This is a genomic window from Erythrobacter sp. S43, assembly GCF_057364955.1.
In genome coordinates this window covers 382,979-401,012 of record NZ_CP200285.1, presented here as the reverse complement: position 1 = coordinate 401,012, position 18,034 = coordinate 382,979, and the positions used below count along the sequence as shown (strand labels likewise).

Genomic DNA, 18,034 nt, shown 5'->3' with positions numbered 1-18,034 from the left:
CCCCAGGACCCAAGCAATTGGAGCCATGAGGACCCCACATGACCATGACGACCCGCGCCGGCCTGCAAATCGATGAACAGCTGGCCAATTTTCTCGAAACGCAAGTGCTCGCGCCACTAGGACGCAATGCCGATGCATTCTGGCGTGGATTTGCCGGACTCCTTGCCGATTTTGTCCCTCGAAACAGGACACTGATAGGCGCTCGTCTTGATCTACAGAAGCAGATCGACGACTGGCACATTGAGCGTCGCGGCAAAACGCATGATGCCGCCGAGTATCGCTCGTTTCTGGAAAGTATAGGCTACCTCGTCCCCGAACCGGGCGACTTCACCATCGGTACGCAGGATGTCGATGCAGAAATCGCCACAATGGCGGGTCCACAGCTGGTGGTGCCGATCCTCAATGCTCGCTTCCTCCTGAATGCGGCTAACGCGCGCTGGGGTAGCCTGTATGACGCATTTTACGGCACCGACGCGCTCGACGCGCCGGCTGCAAAGCCCGGTGGCTATGACAAGGCACGCGGCGATGCGGTGATTGCGCGTGGCCGCGAGTTTCTGGATCAGGCGCTTCCGCTAATTGATCAAAGCTGGGCCGATCTCAAAGACGAGCATGACGGAAAGCTTCGGGACGAGAGCCAGTGGGTCGGACACACTGAAAAGGGCCTGCTGTTCCAGAACAATGGCCTGCATATCGAAGTGGTGTTCGACCGCGGCACTCCTGTGGGCGCAGACGACAAGGCGGGTATTGCTGACATCAATGTCGAAGCCGCACTCACCACGATTGCCGATTGCGAAGACTCGGTCGCAGCGGTCGATGCTGAGGACAAGCTGCTAGCCTACACCAACTGGCTGGGCATCATCCGCGGCGATTTGGAAGAGAGCTTCGAGAAGGGCGGGAAGACACTGACCCGTACGCTCAACGGCGACAAAACGTACAAAGACAATGCGGGCAACGAGCACACGCTTTCAGGTCGCAGCCTTATGTTTGTGCGCAATGTCGGCCATTTGATGACCAATCCGGCGATCCGCTTGGCCAATGGCAGCGAGATACCCGAAGGCATTATGGATGCGGTGTTCACGTCCGCGATCAGCACTTTGGATGTCGAGGGCCATGCTAAATACGGCAACTCGAAGCCCAAGAGCGGTCAGGGCAGCATCTACATCGTGAAGCCCAAGATGCACGGGCCCGAAGAATGCGCCTTCACAAACGACCTGTTCGATGCAGTCGAGGACCTGCTCGGCCTGCCGCGCCACACGATCAAGGTTGGCGTGATGGACGAAGAGCGCCGCACCTCGGCCAATCTCGCTGCCTGCATCCACGCGGTGAAAGACCGGATCGTCTTCATCAACACCGGCTTCCTCGATCGCACGGGTGATGAAATTCACACCTCAATGCAGGCTGGCCCGATGATGCGCAAAGGCGCGATGAAGGGCAGTGACTGGCTGCAGTCTTACGAAGCGCGCAATGTCGCGATTGGCCTACAACACGGCCTGTCGGGCAAAGCGCAGATCGGCAAGGGCATGTGGGCCGCGCCCGACCTGATGGGGCAGATGATGGTCGAGAAGATCGGCCATTTGCGTGCTGGCGCGAACACCGCATGGGTGCCATCCCCCACCGCCGCGACTTTGCACGCACTGCACTATCATCAGGAAAACGTGTTCGACATTCAGAAAAACCTGCCCGAACCCATGGGTCTTGATGCTCTGCTGACCATTCCGCTTGCCGAGAACACCAACTGGCCCGAAGACGAACTGCGCGACGAGCTCGACAACAATTGTCAGGGCTTGCTCGGATACGTGGTCCGTTGGGTCGATGCGGGCGTGGGTTGTTCCAAGGTGCCAGACATCAACGATGTCGGTCTTATGGAAGATCGTGCCACCCTGCGCATTTCGTCACAGCATATCGCCAACTGGCTGCACCACGGCGTGGTGAGCGAGGACATGGTGATGGACAGCCTCACGCGCATGGCGGCCAAGGTTGACGCGCAGAACGCGGACGACCCGTCCTACGTGCCGCTGACCGGCAACGAAAACGCACCGGCATTCAGCGCCGCGCGCGACTTGATCTTCAAAGGCGTTGAACAGCCATCGGGCTACACCGAGCCGCTGCTGCATCAGTGGCGGCAAGTCCACAAGGCAGGCTAAAGCCGGTTCCCTAAAGATCTCTGCATGCTAACTGTCATTCGCGGTCAGTTGGTGTTCACACGACTCATCGCACTCAGAGCTCAGCTCAGCGCAGGTGCTGGGCCCAAACGGGGGAATCCAAATGACAAATCTTACGACGAAAGCGGCGATGAGAGCATCAGCAGCCGCGGCACTTTCGCTTGCCATGTTGGCAGGCCCTTCCTCAATTGCGAAGGAGCCAGCACCGCAAGAAGAAACTCCGGGTCTCACTTTCACGGTTACCGAATATGCGGTCGGCCCAGTCTACCTGGGCGCATCGGTGGGCGAAGCGAAAGCCAATTCTCCCGGATTGAAGTTTGTGCGTGGCGGTGGACCGGAAAACAGCATCGTCGTTGATGTGATGCAGGGTGAAAAGCTTCTGATGCAGCTCTTTACCCAAGAAGAAATCGAATATGATGATGAAGGCAATGCTCCGCCGATCGATGACGCCGCGCTGATCACAGGCATCGATATCGTCGATCCGCGTTTCAAAACGCTGCAAGGCCTAAGCATCGGCGCAGATGCAAACCGTGCGACGCGGGCATTTGGCAAGATCACGGAGATGTACAATTATCCTCACAGCGGCGAGACTCCGACTTACGTATCCAAGCCGGATTATCTCGGGCTGACACTGGGTATGCCAGAGGGTGCTAAGGACCATCTGGCAGGCGTCTACACGCAGTCGGAAGCATGCGATGATGGCAATCCGAATAGATGCCAGGTTGCCGTCAGCACACGGCCCGGCGCGATCATTGCCAGCATGGGCATTGGACTTGGCACGAGCCAACCGCAGACCATCACCGAAATCACAGGTTTGCCGGAGAATATGCGAGTACTGGTGAAGGGACCGACGAGCGAAAGTTGTGAAGCCGGAGACAACACTTCTACTTTCGTGATCTGGACTAACTATCCGGAGACCAACTTTGAAACCTTGGTCGAAGTGAAAGGCGGCGGAGCTTGTACTGACGAGTATCAGTCAATCAAACGTGTCGCGAGCGACAGCCAGCACCTTGTCAAAGTGGGCGATTTCAACTTTGACGGGGTAACCGATCTTGCCCTCTATAATGGCAACAATGGCGGCTACGGCTCGATGTCGTACAACGTCTACTTCTTCGATGAGTCATCCGCTTCCTATTACGAGGTCCCACAGTTCAGTGAGCTGACGATGAGCCTCGGCATGTTCGAAGTCGATGAGATTGAGCGGATGCTTTATGTGAACGCCAAATCGGGCGCGGCGTATTCTTCGCGCAGTGGCTACACCGTGGTCGATGATGAACCGCTGATGGTTTACCAGCGCGAAGTCGAGTACCTGCCCAGCGGCGAGAAGCAGGTCACCGTGAAGAAGATGGTCGACGGGAAATGGCAGACCACGACCGGGATTGATACCAGCGAAGACTGAGCAAAAACTGCTCGATCTTCCGTGGGTTCGGGCTATGCGGTATGCCTCTATCGCACGAGGTAAACACAAGGCATGGCCCGTTCCCGCCGGCGCAAAATCCGGTCTTCACGCAATTCGCCAGGTAGCGCATTAAGAGCGATTGCATGGGTAGCGCTGTTGGCGGGCCTGCTGTTTGTCGGATGGCAGGCGGAGCTATTTCGCTATCTTGGAGGGCAAACTGATCCGACATCACAGGGCGCGTTCGACCAGTGGATTGATCAAGTAGAAGACCGCGGTAGCCAATATGCTGCGTTTCAGTCTTTTCTCGCTGATCAGGGGGTCGGCGATGTGGTTCCGCCGTGGCAATTGGCGCGGGTGGACCGGGAATATGCCGAGCGATGCGATCTTGATATCTGGCGCCTGCCACCTGAGGAATTGTGGCCCAACATCGTGCCAGCACTGCGATTGGTGCGCGACCACGTCGAGCCGACTGTCGGCGAGGTGGAGGTGCAAAGCTCCTATCACTCGCCCGAGCTCAATGTCTGCGCTGGCGGCGCAGAGCGATCGCGTCATATCTCCTTCGAGGCTCTGGACCTGTTGCTGGTGAACCGGCGCAGCGACCTTGAGGCATTCTATCAGGAACTGTGCGTGATGCAGGATGAGGCCGGGCCGGAGAGCCGAATGGGCTTGGGGGCGTATTACGACGGCTCCGATCCGCTCTATAACCGCAAAGGGCGGTTCCATATCGACGCGGCAGGCTATCGAAGCTGGGGCCGCAGCTACACCCGTGCGACGAGCATCTGCCCGCGCGGTTAGCTTAATGCGCGGGCTAGGGCTGTGAACTCGGCGACGCTGACCGTTTCGGCGCGGCGGGTCAGGTCTATGCCCACGGTTTCAAGCGCCTCCAGCGCGCCGGGCACGCCTTTGAGGCTTTGCCGCAGCATCTTGCGGCGTTGACCAAAGGCAGCCTCGGTCAGGCGTTCGAGCGTTCGGGCATTGACGCCTTCGGGAGCCTCGGTTGGGGTGACATGAACCACCGCGCTCATCACCTTGGGCGGCGGGGTAAAGGCGCTGCGGTGAACCTTCATCGCAAGGCTTGCCTGACTTCGCCACTGCGCCAAGACCGCGAGGCGTCCGTAGGCTCCCGAGCCTTCTTTGGCGACAATACGCTCGGCGACCTCGCGCTGGAACATCAGGGTGAGCGATTGCCATTGCGGCGGCCAGTCCGCTCCGCTGAGCCATCCCACAAACAGAGCAGTGCCGACATTGTAGGGCAGATTGGAAAGCACGTGGAACGGCTGGCCACCCATCAATTCACTGTGATCGAGCTTCATCGCATCGCCTTGAACGATGGTGAGCTGATCCGGAAAGGCGTCGCTCAGTTCTTCAAGCGCAGGTATGCAGCGCGTGTCCATTTCAATCACAGTGACCTTCGCACCAGCCCGCAACAAAGCGCGGGTCAGGCCGCCGGGGCCGGGGCCGACTTCGAGCACATTCGCTCCGCTTAGATCACCTGGAATGGCGGCAATGCGCGCCAGCAATTGTTCGTCTAGAAGGAAGTTCTGCCCCAGCGCTTTGGACGCGGAAAGGCCGTGCCGCGCGATTGTCTCGCGAATGGGGGAGGTCAGACACCAGCGCGGGCCGCTGCCATGGCGCCGGCCATGCGGATGGCGGCCATCATGGCGCCGGGGTCAGCCACGCCCTTACCCGCGATGTCGAACGCGGTGCCGTGATCGGGCGAGGTGCGGATAATCGGGAGACCCAGCGTGACGTTGACGCCTTCATCCACTTCAAGCGCCTTCAACGGGATCAGCGCCTGATCGTGATACATGCACAGGGCCGCATCATAGGTGCTGCGTTTGCGTGGCATGAACAGCGCATCACCGGGTACGGGGCCGACAACGTCCATCCCCTCTGCTCGAAGTGTCGCGATGGCTGGTTCGATGATCTGCGCCTCTTCGGCCCCGAACTTGCCGCCTTCGCTGGCATGCGGATTGAGCGCTGCGATGGCGATGCGTGGCTGTTCGATGCCGAAATCGCGTTGCAACGCCTTGGCCGTGATCCGCGCCTTATGGATGATCAATTCGGGGCTGAGCAGGGCGGGCACATCGGCGAGCGCGACATGAACCGTCAGCGGCACTGTCCGCAAAGATGGCCCCGCCAGCATCATGACCGCATCGTCTGACATCATCCGGCAGGCTGCGGCGAGAAATTCGGTTTGGCCGGGAAAGATAAAGCCCTGCGCGGCAAGGCCAGCCTTCTCAACCGGAGCGGTGACCATCCCGACGGCTTCTCCTTCCACCGTCAGCTTGGTCGCCCATTGCAACGATGTCAGTGCCAGCTTTGCGCCGTGTTCAGTCGGCTCGCCGGGTGTGAAGGGCACGTCGAAGCCAGCCAGAACTGGCAGACCCGCATGGAAGGCATACTCTGCCTCATGCACCTGCGCGATGGGAACGATAGGACAATCCAGCCCGCGAGTCTCAGCCGCCGAACGCAGCGTTTCCATGCCACCGACGACAAAGAATGGATGCGGCCGCCTGCCATCCACCGAAAGCTCAGTGCGCCGGACCCAGCATTCCGCAATCAGCTCAGGGCCGATCCCAGCGGGATCACCCAAAGAAACTGCCAACGGGAACTGAGGCGCGCCCTCGGTCACTTATCCTCGAGAGTGCTCAGTTGTACTCGACATAAGCGTCGTTGCGCAGGTCACGCAGATAACGCTGTGCGCGCTTACTGATACGTTCCTCGCGGATCTGGTTCTCGATTTCCTCGGCAGATGGAAGACCCTGTTCTTCAGGATCATCGCGACCGCACAGCATCAGGACACGCACGCCATCTTGCGGGGAGCCGAATGGCGGTGTGGATTTGCCCACTTCGAGGCCAAGGACGAGGTTTTGCAGCTGTTCTGGCAACTGACGTGCTTTGATAGCATCGTTGGTAACCACTCTCGCGCCAACACTTGCGCCGCGCGCTTCCGCGTCCGAACAGCTGGTCAGGCTTTGCACAAAGGTCGTGAATTCGGTTAAACGCTTCTCAGCCGTGGCCTGATCAACGTCTTGCGGGAAGTCGATCGAAATCTGCTTTAGCGACAGTGTGGCATCACGCGGGTCGGCAGACAGAACCTTCCGCTTGTCGATCAGATAGAGGATCGAGAAGCCGCCCGGAATCTCGATCGGCCCGACCAATTGGCCGTTCTGCATTTGACGTGCAGCGTTGGCCAGAGCGGGGGCAGCGTTTCCAAACGCAAGAACCCGGTGTCACCGCCCACAGCTGCAGTCGAAGCTTCGGAAAACTGGCGAGCATAACCTTGGAAGCTGCCACCACCCTGCAACTGCTGAATGATCTGCTGCGCATTCTGGAGAACGGTTTCGCGGTTTTCCCGCGTGGCCGAGAGATAGATCTCACCAAGGCGATATTCCTCGGTGCCCTTCGATTCCTGCAGACGACGCAGGCGTTCCTGCACTTCCTCTTCGGCAACATTGACGAAAGAAGTCACGTTGCGACGCAGGAGGTTTTCCCATGCCAGCTCGCCTTCGATCTGGCGCTTCAGTGCGTCAGGCGAGGAGCCGATCGAGAGCAGGTATTCGTCCATCTTGTTCGGTTCTTGACCGAAGTTCTGAGCCGCAAGCTGGGCATAAGTCTGCTCAACTTCTGCTCTGGAGGCCGGAATTTCCTGCGCTGCGGCTGCCTGAATCTTGATGGTTTCATCCACCAGATTGCGCAAAACCTGCATTTGAAGGCGTTTCTTTTCGTCTTCGGTCACCTGATTCTGGGATGCAGAGGTAACCAAGGCAACGCGCTGGTTGATGTCAGTGCCGGTGATGACATAGCCGTTGACCAGCGCAGTTGCGCCGCGCTCATTGGGGTTATCGCCCTTGATGATGCTGATATCGGTCGGCACGCCAAGCGGGTTTGCGGCAGTCGGCTGCGCTGTGTTTTGTGCGGTCGCCGCGCTCATTACGCCTGTCGTTGCCAGAGCGCCTGCGATCGCCAATGCGGCGCACGATTTTGAAAGAACCTGCAATTTCACGGTATTCCAATCCCGGTTTTAAATCTCAAAAAGCGCATTTGCCCAAAACGCGCAAAAACCCCCTGCTGATAGTCCCTTTGTCAGACCAAGGATTAACCCTCGCTGAGCCGGATCTATGCCGTCACCGCGCGCCTTAGCCGCTTTTGCAGAGCGTGCCAATTCACCACAGAGAGTTTTGTCCAAGCTGCTGTTGGCTATCTCTATTGGAAGCCCAAATTGCGCAGCGCGAAGAACAGCTGGAACGTGTTTCCGCGCTCCGCATCACCCGCGGTGATAAAGTCGCGGCGCCATGTCAGGCCGAATTCGATGCAATCATCTTGATATGCGACGCCCAAACGGGTTCGGATCGGTTCGAAACCGTCGGGGTTGAAAACCGGATCTTCAGCCGCATCGGTAAGGTTGAAGACGCCCGATCCAAACACAGACCAGTTGTTGGCAAAGGCAACGCGAGCAGCGGCGCGGAATTCTTCGCGGTCCTGCAAATCCTCAACCGTGGTAATATCGCGATCTAGCCGCAGATAGCCCACTTCGAGATAGGTCTTACGGCTGCCGACTGTCGCGTCGATCTCGTTCCGGCGGATCGCCAGATTGTCCTTGTCCAACCGGAACCGGTGGGTGAATTTCACGAAATCTTGAAAAGCGATTTCGGTGCGTCCCACGAAGTCGGAGACGCGCTCGGATAGGCCGGTGCCGTCAGGGAAGATCTCACGATCTGCATCAACGCGGTAGGATTGACCGATATTGGTGCGGACACTCCACCCCGGCTTTGTCAGTTCCCAATCCACACCCCATGTCAGGCGCACACCATCTTCGACGCGGTCATAGCCGGGGAAGCGGTTGAGCGCGAAAAGGTTGGAGTCTTCCAGATCGATCGCACGGGCATCCTCATTAGGCACGGCTAGGTTGCGGATCTTGGGACTGGCAACCAGCTGCACGCGCGGAGTGATCACTTGCGTTCCGCCAAATGCTTCGCCTGCAAATGGCCACTCCAGATCAACCGCCGCGATGGCAACACCGCGCGCGGTCCAGCCTTCATTGCCGCGATAGACTTCGGTCAGGGTCGAGAGCGTATCGCTGGTGTGATAGACGTCCCCGCGAACCAAGCCGGTGACGGTGATGACCTGACCAAGGCCGGTGAGCCGCCGCATATCCCATTTCGCCCCGGCAAAGGCGCGCTGAGTGTCCTGCCCATCGGTCCGCAGCAATGCGAGGGTGTTCGCCTGTAGCTCGATCTCCCCGCCCAGAACCGGCTCATCAATAATCCGTCGATAATCGATGGCGGGAAGAGCGACGGGAATTTGCCCCTGGTCGGCGTTGATACGCAGAGTTTGCGTGGCCCACCCGGCAATGGAGAAATACGAGCTTTCGTCTATCCGCTCGACATTGAAGGTGGAGCGCAAGCGGTCATCACGGCTGATGTCATACCGGCGCAGGAAGGTGCGGTCGCTCGCAACGCGCAATGACCCAGTGACGCTCCACTCCGGATCAAACTGGAACCGGCCATTGGCCGCGATGTAGCCGCGCGGATCGCTTTGTGTGGTGGGCACGCCGGTGAAGTCAGCTATGCGGCTGCTGACCGTTGCGTAACCGGTGATCTGGTAAGCGCCTTTGTCCGTGAGATGGCGCCACTGCGCCGTCGCCATGGGGGCTACGCTGGAATAAACACGCGCGCCCAGTGTCAGATCTTTGTTGGGTGCGAGGCGATGATAGTAAGAACCCGACAGCTCGAGGCCGTTCACGTTCGTCACGCGAATGTCAGGCACGAGAAAGCCCGATTCCGCCCGTCCGTCAGTGCGAAGGGAAAGGCCGGGAAGCGGCAGAATGCGAGCCCCGAACAGCTCCAGCATCGCGCCTTTGAAACGAACGCGTGACTCATCAGGCGAGTAAGTCACGCGGTCGGCGGTGATCCGCCAGCTCGGATTTTTGTCGCACCCGCCTTCGCCTGTGACGGCGCAGGCGGTGTATGCCGCATCGGTCAGCAGAATGGTGCCGTCTTCGCCGCGCTCACCTGATCGAGCTGCCAACCTGCCGCCCGCGCGCAGAGCCACAAGCAGGTCAGACATCGCACCGGCTTCGAACTTGTCGGTTAGGTTCAGGCTTTCGGTGTAGAGCTGATTGCCTGCATCATCGACGGCCCGGATATTGCCGGTGGCGGTTATCTGGCCTGACTTGCGGTCCCAAACGACTTCGTCGGCGCGAACGGACTGATCTTCACTGCGCAGGATCACATTGCCGCGCGCGGTGACGATATCTTCTTCGTTCTCGTATTGGAGCTGATCGGCTTCGAAATCGATTGAGTCGTATTCGCGCTTTTCAGGTTGAGCTTCGAAAGTCGGTTCTTCGTCTTGCTGGGTCGCGCGCTCGAACGCTTCAATCTCTTCGGTATCGAGCGGTTGTCCACTTGCCTGGTCCTGCGCGCTGGCCGATTCTGCTGCGAACAGCGAAAAGCACCCGAACGCAGCGATAAGGGCCGCGCGGGACGAAGCGTGCAGAAATGGAGTGCGTGCGCGTGGACACAAAGCGGTGCGTGACACAGCCAGAGAACCTCCCGACATGGCTTGCCTATTGCACCGCTGGCGCTTAATCGCAATCGCCATTCCCTGTCGGTGCACACACAGTTCCAAAACGCGGCTGTTCAATGATCCCGGCATGGCCAGTTTATGCCCCACGCTCAAACGCTTCGGGGGCGAGAATTAAGCGGAGTTTTCATGCAAATCCTCTTCACTGACACCATCCCTGTCAATGTCCGGCTTAAAGCCCGCATTGTGAACAAGGGCGATACGCTGGACGATCTCGACACAGCGATTGCCGAAGGCGCGGCAGCCGCCCGTTTTAAAGGCAACGCTGGGCAGGTGTTTGAAGGGTTTTCGAGCGCTGACGATGGCCTTTCCCGCATAGCGGTCTCGGGCGCGGGGGACACGGGCGCAGACAAACGTCGTCTCCACCTTGAGCGGTCTGGCGCTGCTCTGACCGCTAAGTTTTTGTGCTCGGGCGAGACGAGCATGGTGCTTGATCTCGGTCACGCGGATCTCTCGGCCGAAGAAGCCGGAGCGGTTTTGCTGGGTGTGCGGCTGCGCGCGTGGCGGCATGACGTCTATCACACAACGCTTGCCGCCGAGAAGCGTCCGACGCTTGAGACGGTGCATGTGGTCAACGCGCCCGAAGGAACCGACGAGGCATGGGACAGCGAGAGCGCGATTGCCAAAGGCGTAGAGTTCACTCGCATGCTCAAGACCGAGCCGCCCAACGTTGTCTATCCGGAGAGCTTCGTGGCGCTGTGCGAGAAGGCTTTCGAAGGCACCGGCGCGGAAATTACCGTTCTCGATGAAGCCGAAATGGAAAAGCTTGGCATGGGAGCGCTTCTCGGCGTTGGCCAAGGCTCTGCGCGCGCTTCGCGCTTGCTCGCGATCCGCTGGAACGGTGGCGGCGATGAGGCACCGACCGTGTTCGTCGGCAAAGGCGTGACGTTCGACACAGGCGGTATCTCGTTGAAGCCCGGACCTGGCATGGAAGATATGAAGTGGGACATGGGCGGCGCTGGCGCGGTTGCTGGCGGAATGCTTGCGCTGGTTAGCCGAAAGGCCAAAGCCAACGTCATTGGTGTGATGGGCCTGGTAGAGAACATGCCCGATGGAAACGCGATCCGTCCTGGCGACGTGCTGACATCCATGAGCGGCCAGACTATCGAAGTTCTCAACACCGATGCCGAAGGGCGGTTGGTGCTGTGCGACGCGCTGCATTGGGCGCAAGAAGAATTCAAGCCGGCCCGCATCGTCGATTTCGCTACTCTAACTGGCGCGATGATCGTTGCTCTGGGCCATGAGCATGGCGGCCTGTTTTCGAACGATGATGCTCTTGCCAATGATCTGTTGGCAGCGGGCACTGCAACCGGTGACAAGCTTTGGCGCATGCCGCTGGGGCCAGCTTACGACAAGCTGATCGACTCGCCGATTGCCGACATGAAGAATATCGGCGGACGCTGGGCCGGTTCGATCACTGCGGCCCAGTTCCTTGAGCGCTTCATCAAAAAGGGCACCCCATGGGCGCACTGCGACATCGCAGGCACTGTCTGGGCGGATAAACCCGGCCACACTTGGGATAAGGGTGCGACGGGTTACGGAGCCCGTCTGATCGACAGACTGATTGCCGACACGGTCGAGAAGTAGGGCCTCTCTATATGGCAAAAATGCGCAAGAAGTCTGATCTTCCATCGAAGATCTGCGCGGCTTGCGGATTGCCCTTCACATGGCGCAAGAAGTGGGAGCGCGATTGGGACAATGTGAAATATTGTTCTGAACGCTGTAAGCGCAACAAGAAGGCTGAAGCATGAAGGTCGATTTCTGGCAGCTTTCGCGCGATCCGGTGGAGAAAGTCGTTGCCTTGATCGCTCAGCGCGTGCTCGACCAAGGCGAAAAGCTGTTGGTTGTCAGCAGTGATCCAGATCAGCGGCAGGCCATTTCCAAAGGGCTTTGGGCTGCCGGGCCAGAGAGCTTTCTGGCCAATGCCGAAGCGGATGCGCCGACCGCACAATCCCAGCCGGTTCTGCTTTCCGAAACGCCTGATCCACTTAACACCGCGAGCCATGTGATCTTCGCCGATGGAGAGTTTCGGGACACCGAAGGCTTCGACCGCGCATTCCTGTTGTTCGACGAAACGACGGTCGCGCAAGCACGCGAAGTCTGGAAATCACTCGACAGCGGCGAGGGTGAACGCAGTTTCTTTCGCCAAGATGGCGGCAAGTGGGTGAAGGTCGCCTGAAACCATGCTAAGCGGCGTCGTATGTCGCATCGTTACTTGTTGCCTCTGCTTCCGTTCTCGCTTGCTCTCACGGCATGTGGCGATGGATCGTCGGACCTGTTCCCAGAAGAGGACGGCAGCGGATCGGGTGCCGCGATCAACGCTGATGGCTCTTCTGCGAGCACCAAGACCACGATTGAGACACCCGAAGGCGGCACGATCACACAAGAAACCGGAGCAAACCTCGCGGTGGAATTGCCGGCAGGCCTTACATTGTTTCCGGGCGCGAAGGTTGTGGCCAACACCCGCACCACCTCGGATCAGGGCAATCAGACCACGATTATGTTTGAAAGCAATGCTGCTCCGGTCGATGTTATCGCACACTACAAGAAAGAGGCGGAAGAAGCCGATCTTGATCTGCCGATTGACCTGACTTTCGAGGACAGCAGCACAATCGCCGGTGACCGTGCTTCAGACGGATTGAAGCTGACGGTCAGTGCCTCTCGTCTCGAAGATGCAGATGCGACAACTGTGATGCTGAATGTCATTCGAACTAAGGCCGATTAAGCTTGGCGAGCGCAACAATGCGCATAGGGCTTGAAGCGGCGGGCACACGCGGCTAGAGGCGCGCGCAATTCAAACCCCGTTGCGTGGGGAAAGCCTCGCGCCATTCTCAAGGAAAAAGCCATGGCGGTCACCCGCACATTCTCAATCATCAAGCCTGATGCCACCAAGCGTAACCTTACCGGCGCTGTCACCAAGATGCTGGAAGAAGCGGGCCTTCGCGTCGTCGCTTCCAAGCGCATCCACATGAGCCGCGAGCAGGCAGAAGGCTTCTACGCCGTGCACAAAGAGCGTCCTTTCTTCGGCGAACTCGTTGATTTCATGATGAGCGAACCTGTGGTTGTGCAGGTCCTCGAAGGTGAAGACGCTGTGAAGCGCAACCGCGACATCATGGGCGCAACGAACCCGGCGGAAGCTGCAGACGGCACGATCCGTAAGGAACACGCCCTGTCGATCGGCGAAAACACCGTCCACGGTTCGGACAGCGAAGAAAACGCCAAGATCGAAATCGAGTTCTTCTTCAGCGATGACGAAATCGTCGGCTAAACCTAGCCGCTCGAAACCACTATCATTTTGAGACAGCAGCCATTGTCCCTGAACAGGGGCAGTGGCTGTTGTTCATCTGGTCCGCTATATCTTCCGCGTTCTTGATCTCGCGAAAGCTGGAGGGGGCCGCGCAATGGCGAGCCATATCTATTTGAAAATGAGTGCAGGTGTTGTTGCCATTGGCCTGCTGGTCGGCGGCATTGGCATCAGCTCTAGCCAGTCCGGCGACAAATCCGGCGTCACGGTCACGCCAGCTCCTGCCTCGGCCCAGAACAGCGTCGCGGAAGAATTTGACGCTGCGCTCGGCAGCTCTGCCCCGTATCGCATCATTGGTGTCGGCGACATCATGATGGGCAGCGATTATCCGTCTCCTCGCATGGACCCGAAGATCAAGCCGGGTGCAGACCCTGCCGATGTGATGGGGCAGGAGATGAAGGACCTCTTCAAATCCGGCGATGTTGTGTTCGGCAATTTCGAAGGCACACTCTACACCAGCAGTGCGGGCGCCAAGTACTGCCGCAACCCGGCGGTGTGCTATGTATTCCGCAGCCCGCCTTTCCACGCCAAGTATCTGAAAGATGCAGGCTTCACCATGATGTCCAATGCGAACAACCACGCGCGTGACTTTGGTGAAGGCGGACGCAGTGCGACGTTCAAACACTTGCGCGAAGCCGGCTTTGCCGTTTCGGGTGCGGATCAGGACGGTCGCCGCATTGGCGTTCAGACGCTGGATGATGGGACCAAGGTCAGCCTTGTTTCCTTCGGCCACAATCCGGGCCTGCCCAAAGTGCACAACCTCGCCGGTGTGCGCTCGCTTGTCTCACGGGCCGATGCGCAATCGGACATCGTTGTGGTCTCTTGCCACATCGGGGCCGAAGGTTCGAAGCACCACCGCGTGACTCGCAAGACAGAGATGTTCCTGGGCGAAAACCGTGGCAATCCGATGGCCTTTGCGCGCGCAGCAGTTGATGCAGGCGCGGACGCTGTGTTCTGTCACGGCCCGCACATCCCGCGCGCGATCGAGGTCTATAAGGGCCGCTTCATCGCTTATTCGCTCGGCAACTTCTGGACCTATGGCCGCTTTAACCTAAGCGGGCACAACGGCCTTGCTCCGATTGCTGACATCACCGTTGGCAAAGATGGTGCGCTGGAAACCGCGCGCATCGTTTCGGCGCGTCAGGATCGTCCGGGTGGCCCGTACATCGACAAGACCGGAGCTGCAGCGCGTCGTACAGCAGAGCTGAGCATGCGTGACATCCCCGAAAGCGGGATCAGCATTGCTGCCGATGGCACGGTGAGCTGGAAGAAGTAATCGCTGTCAGTTCTGACTAGAGAACCGCTCAAGCTGGGCCGAATGGTCCCGGTGAGCGCCTTTCTGACTGACTGCCATAGTCTTGCGCATGGCCGCCATAGCTGCGTCTGTTAGCTCAAGCCCGAGCTCTGAATAGGCGCGGGCTATCTCGGCCTCCCAATCGGCGTTCAGAGCATCAAAGGAAAGGCGCGTAACCGGACCGTTCCAGTCCGCAAGCGCGGCTCCAACCCGCTGCTCGCGCAGGTCAATCTTGTGCTGCCACAGCGCCTTGATCTGATCGACCGAGCAACTGTCTGACTGGATCGCCATCTGGTTCGCGGCCAGCGATACAGCACTGCGGTGGACGGCCTGCGTGTCGCGGCTCGCGAGAACCAGTCGGGCATCGGGAAACTGGGCGAGAAGAGTGGCCAGGTCCTCAGAGAATTGCGGCGCCTTCATCACCCGAGGCAGGTGCGCGTTGCCACGCAAAGCTGCGTCCGTCCGAAGTATGCGGGTCAACTCGCGGTAGACCGGAGCAGGATCGCGCGCTTCGCTCCACGCCGAATAGCTCGGGATGCGCCACTGGGATTCGTAGATCGAATGGTTGAGCGCAACGGCAAGCCAAGCCAGCTCTTCTTCAACTTCACCGCTTGCCATCGGGTGAATCGACTGCATCCATGGATTGAGCCATTCGAGCATCTTGAGCTCTGCTGACCCTTTGAAGCGGCGCAGTGTCAGATTGCTGGGTGCCGGATGATAGGCGTCGCAGTAGCGTGTGTGCGAATGCGCAGGATCAGCGGCCAGCAGCTTGTGAATGCGCGTGGTGCCGCTGCGCATATGACCGATCACGATGATGGGCGGGGCAAGCTCGGTTTCGAGCAATTCCGGACGTTCCTGCCACGCCTTGCCCAGCTTCAACCGGTTGCTGATCACGCGGACAAGCTGACCATAGGCCATCGCTTGGCCAAGAGGATTGAGATCGGCTTCGGCAGTCGCAGCCCCGGTTAGTTTGCTAAGCCTCAGCCGGAAATCCGCGACATCTTCCTCGCTCCGGCCAGCATGTTCGGCAGCCTCGTCAAAGCCCTTAGCCGCGATTGTCCAAAGGTCTTGCGCGTCCAGCGATGGCGCGGGCAGCCATCCTTTTGTCCATGCTTTACCCAGAAAGCCATTCGCCCGTTCGGCCCATTTGCCACGAGCCAAGAGATGCTCGCGCGGGGGAGGGGGCATCAGAACATGTCCGCTGCATCAAGCAGCTTGGTGAGTCGCCCGGGGGCGACGCTGCGCCAGCTGCGTTGGAGCCATTCGCCGACGTGATCCCAGTCCACTCCCGGACGGTTCAAGATCACGCCAACCCAGCCGCTTGCGCCGTAAAAGGCGGGCTTGAAATAAATGTCTGGCTGACTTTCAATAAGGTTGAGGAGCTCGTCCATACCGCTGGTTTTGACCAGCAGGGCCATGTGCTCGCTACCATGGTGGCGATCCGCGAAATAGGCGAAGAACTTGCCCGACTTCTCGCTGCCGACACGAAAGCCGGGGGAGCCATGGCTCTCGCGCTCATGCGTTTCGGGCAAAGCGAGTGCTAGCTCTCGCACCTTGGCGAGCAGATAGTCGGGATCGTTCCCGCGTGAGACGTAATCGGCCACGGCACGCGGATAAAGCTGGTGTTCGGCCAGCTTTACGCGCTCGGCGAGCGTATCGGGTGTGTCGTTTGGCGCAATCGCCACCCGCACCTGTTCCAGCACTTCGCCCGCGTCGAGCTCCGCGGTGACGACATGCACGCTCGACCCGGCGTGGCTGTCACCGGCTTCCATCGCCCGCGCGAAGGTGTCGAGGCCCTTATACTTGGGCAGAAGAGAAGGGTGGATGTTGAGTATGCGGCCCGCCCATCGCTCGACGAATTCGTCCGAGAGAATGCGCATATAGCCAGCCAGCACGATGGTCTGCGCGCCCGACTCCAAGACCGCCGCCTCCATCGCAGCATCATGGTCTGCGCGGCTGTGGCCCTTATGCGAGTGGACAAAGGTCGGGATGCCTTCAAGCTCAGCCAATTCAAGGCCGGCAGCCTCGGCTTTGTTGCTGGCGACGAGCACAATTTCGTAAGGACAGCTTTCGAGCCGGCTGGCGAAGATGAGCGCCGCCATATTGGTGCCAGCGCCGGATATGAAGACAGCGATTTTGGCCTTCTCAGCCAAGATGCGTTGCCTCCCAAGGGGCATACGATGACCACACACCGGCATCGCCGCGCACCGTGCAGCCGCGCTCGCCTTCTGCGGTGTGGCCGACGGTTACAACCGCCTCGCCCGCCGCCTGAAGCTTCTTCGTGACAGCTTCGACATTCTCTTCTGCCACGGCAATCACCATGCCGACGCCGCAATTGAAGGTGCGCGCCATTTCGGCCGGCTCGATGGAGCCTTGGTCCTGCAGGAAGGCCATCAGACCCGGCTGCTTCCAAGCACCAGCATCGACATGCGCGTGGACCCCCTTGGGCAGGATGCGCGGAATATTCTCGAGCAAGCCGCCGCCTGTGATGTGGGCAAGGCCGTGGATCAGACCGTCACTGATCAACGGGAGCAGTTGCTTCACGTATATCCGCGTTGGCTCAATCAAAGTGTCGATCAAAGCGCGATCCGCATCGAATGGAGCGGGTGCCGCTATGTCCCAGCCGAAATCAGCGGCCAGTCTGCGAACCAGCGAGAATCCATTGGAGTGCACACCTGAGCTAGCAAGACCGAGCAAAACGTCACCGGCGGCAACCCGCTCTCCGGTCAACTGTTCACCGCGCTCCACTGCACCGACGCAGAAGCCCGCAAGATCATAGTCGCCATCGGCATACATGCCTGGCATTTCCGCCGTTTCGCCGCCGATCAGGGCACATCCCGCCTGTTTGCAGCCATCGGCGATGCCGGCGACCACACGCTCGGCAACGCCATTTTCAAGGCGCCCCGTGGCGAAGTAATCGAGAAAGAAAAGTGGCTCCGCGCCTTGGACGATCAAATCGTTGACGCACATGGCAACCAGATCGATGCCAACGGTGTCGTGGCGATCATAATCAATTGCCAGTTTCAGCTTCGTCCCGACGCCATCATTGGCCGCGACCAACAGGGGGTCTTTGTAGCCGGCTGCCTTGGGATCGAAGAAACCACCGAATCCACCCAGTTCACTGGTCGCTCCGGGCCGCGCCGTCGCCCTGGCTAGCGGGGCAATAGCCTTCACCAACGCATTGCCAGCTTCGATCGAAACACCGGCTTGCTCGTACGTATATGGGGAGTTTGTGCCACTCATGCGCTCGCTTTACCCTTTCGCGCTTGGAATTCCACTCGCGTTTG

The 18,034-nt window shown here is 59.3% G+C and carries 17 protein-coding genes; 9 read left to right on the top strand and 8 right to left on the bottom strand.

The window, feature by feature from the left end; translation table 11 throughout:
• The first annotated feature begins 44 nt into the window (after positions 1 to 44).
• The 3 genes from AC0V6K_RS02085 to AC0V6K_RS02075 all read left to right on the top strand — a co-directional run bounded on the left by AC0V6K_RS02085 (position 45) and on the right by AC0V6K_RS02075 (position 4,356).
• Complete coding sequence (locus tag AC0V6K_RS02085; RefSeq protein WP_472626207.1) at positions 45 to 2,144, top strand: malate synthase G; 2,100 nt, start codon at positions 45 to 47, stop codon at positions 2,142 to 2,144.
• Positions 2,145 to 2,265: 121 nt separating this feature from the next.
• Positions 2,266 to 3,561: an XAC2610-related protein gene (locus tag AC0V6K_RS02080; protein WP_472624308.1), complete on the top strand. Its 1,296-nt coding sequence runs from the start codon at positions 2,266 to 2,268 to the stop codon at positions 3,559 to 3,561.
• A 72-nt stretch (positions 3,562 to 3,633) separates the two neighbouring features.
• Positions 3,634 to 4,356, top strand: coding sequence for a D-Ala-D-Ala carboxypeptidase family metallohydrolase (locus AC0V6K_RS02075; protein ID WP_472624306.1), 723 nt, complete (start codon positions 3,634 to 3,636; stop codon positions 4,354 to 4,356).
• Here the strand turns inward: AC0V6K_RS02075 and rsmA are convergent.
• The 5 genes from rsmA to AC0V6K_RS02050 form a co-directional block, all read right to left on the bottom strand.
• Complete coding sequence (gene rsmA, locus AC0V6K_RS02070; RefSeq protein ID WP_472626205.1) at positions 4,353 to 5,168, bottom strand: 16S rRNA (adenine(1518)-N(6)/adenine(1519)-N(6))-dimethyltransferase RsmA; 816 nt, start codon at positions 5,166 to 5,168, stop codon at positions 4,353 to 4,355. The genes AC0V6K_RS02075 and rsmA overlap by 4 nt on opposite strands.
• Complete coding sequence (gene pdxA, locus AC0V6K_RS02065) at positions 5,165 to 6,196, bottom strand: 4-hydroxythreonine-4-phosphate dehydrogenase PdxA (protein WP_486172537.1); 1,032 nt, start codon at positions 6,194 to 6,196, stop codon at positions 5,165 to 5,167. The genes rsmA and pdxA overlap by 4 nt, the downstream gene beginning before the upstream one ends.
• Before the next feature lie 16 nt (positions 6,197 to 6,212).
• Positions 6,213 to 6,740 (bottom strand): peptidylprolyl isomerase, encoded by a 528-nt coding sequence (locus tag AC0V6K_RS02060; RefSeq protein ID WP_472624302.1) that lies wholly within the window; start codon positions 6,738 to 6,740, stop codon positions 6,213 to 6,215.
• Entirely contained in the window at positions 6,677 to 7,498 is an 822-nt protein-coding gene (locus tag AC0V6K_RS02055) for a SurA N-terminal domain-containing protein (protein WP_472624300.1), read from the bottom strand. The genes AC0V6K_RS02060 and AC0V6K_RS02055 overlap by 64 nt, the downstream gene beginning before the upstream one ends.
• 272 nt (positions 7,499 to 7,770) lie before the next feature.
• Positions 7,771 to 10,125, bottom strand: a complete 2,355-nt coding sequence (locus tag AC0V6K_RS02050) for an LPS-assembly protein LptD (RefSeq protein WP_472624298.1) — start codon at positions 10,123 to 10,125, stop codon at positions 7,771 to 7,773.
• A 153-nt stretch (positions 10,126 to 10,278) separates the two neighbouring features.
• On the opposite strand from AC0V6K_RS02050, the gene AC0V6K_RS02045 reads away from it, so the two are divergent.
• From AC0V6K_RS02045 to AC0V6K_RS02020, 6 genes are all read left to right on the top strand, one after another.
• Positions 10,279 to 11,736: a leucyl aminopeptidase gene (locus tag AC0V6K_RS02045; protein WP_472624296.1), complete on the top strand. Its 1,458-nt coding sequence runs from the start codon at positions 10,279 to 10,281 to the stop codon at positions 11,734 to 11,736.
• A gap of 11 nt (positions 11,737 to 11,747) precedes the next feature.
• Positions 11,748 to 11,900 carry a DUF2256 domain-containing protein gene (locus AC0V6K_RS02040; RefSeq protein WP_472624294.1) on the top strand — a complete coding sequence of 51 codons (153 nt, stop codon included), beginning with the start codon at positions 11,748 to 11,750 and terminating at the stop codon, positions 11,898 to 11,900.
• Positions 11,897 to 12,328 carry a DNA polymerase III subunit chi gene (locus tag AC0V6K_RS02035; RefSeq protein ID WP_472624292.1) on the top strand — a complete coding sequence of 144 codons (432 nt, stop codon included), beginning with the start codon at positions 11,897 to 11,899 and terminating at the stop codon, positions 12,326 to 12,328. Before AC0V6K_RS02040 ends, AC0V6K_RS02035 begins: the two co-directional genes overlap by 4 nt.
• Positions 12,329 to 12,349: 21 nt before the next feature.
• A complete protein-coding gene (locus AC0V6K_RS02030) occupies positions 12,350 to 12,874 on the top strand; it encodes a hypothetical protein (protein ID WP_472624290.1) in 525 nt (174 codons plus the stop codon).
• 120 nt (positions 12,875 to 12,994) lie between these two features.
• Entirely contained in the window at positions 12,995 to 13,417 is a 423-nt protein-coding gene (gene ndk / locus AC0V6K_RS02025) for a nucleoside-diphosphate kinase (protein WP_472624288.1), read from the top strand.
• A 61-nt stretch (positions 13,418 to 13,478) separates the two neighbouring features.
• Positions 13,479 to 14,729, top strand: coding sequence for a CapA family protein (locus tag AC0V6K_RS02020; protein WP_472624286.1), 1,251 nt, complete (start codon positions 13,479 to 13,481; stop codon positions 14,727 to 14,729).
• A 6-nt stretch (positions 14,730 to 14,735) separates the two neighbouring features.
• Here AC0V6K_RS02020 and AC0V6K_RS02015 read toward each other — a convergent pair whose 3' ends face one another.
• Genes AC0V6K_RS02015 through purM form a run of 3 tightly spaced genes read right to left on the bottom strand, consistent with a single transcriptional unit; the run spans position 14,736 to position 17,990 of the window.
• On the bottom strand, positions 14,736 to 15,935 hold the full coding sequence (locus AC0V6K_RS02015) for a sulfotransferase family protein (protein ID WP_472624284.1): 1,200 nt from the start codon (positions 15,933 to 15,935) through the stop codon (positions 14,736 to 14,738).
• Positions 15,935 to 16,900, bottom strand: coding sequence for a phosphoribosylglycinamide formyltransferase (gene purN, locus AC0V6K_RS02010; RefSeq protein ID WP_472624282.1), 966 nt, complete (start codon positions 16,898 to 16,900; stop codon positions 15,935 to 15,937). Before purN ends, AC0V6K_RS02015 begins: the two co-directional genes overlap by 1 nt.
• On the bottom strand, positions 16,893 to 17,990 hold the full coding sequence (gene purM / locus AC0V6K_RS02005) for a phosphoribosylformylglycinamidine cyclo-ligase (protein WP_472624280.1): 1,098 nt from the start codon (positions 17,988 to 17,990) through the stop codon (positions 16,893 to 16,895). The genes purN and purM overlap by 8 nt, the downstream gene beginning before the upstream one ends.
• Between the last annotated feature and the right edge of the window lie 44 nt (positions 17,991 to 18,034).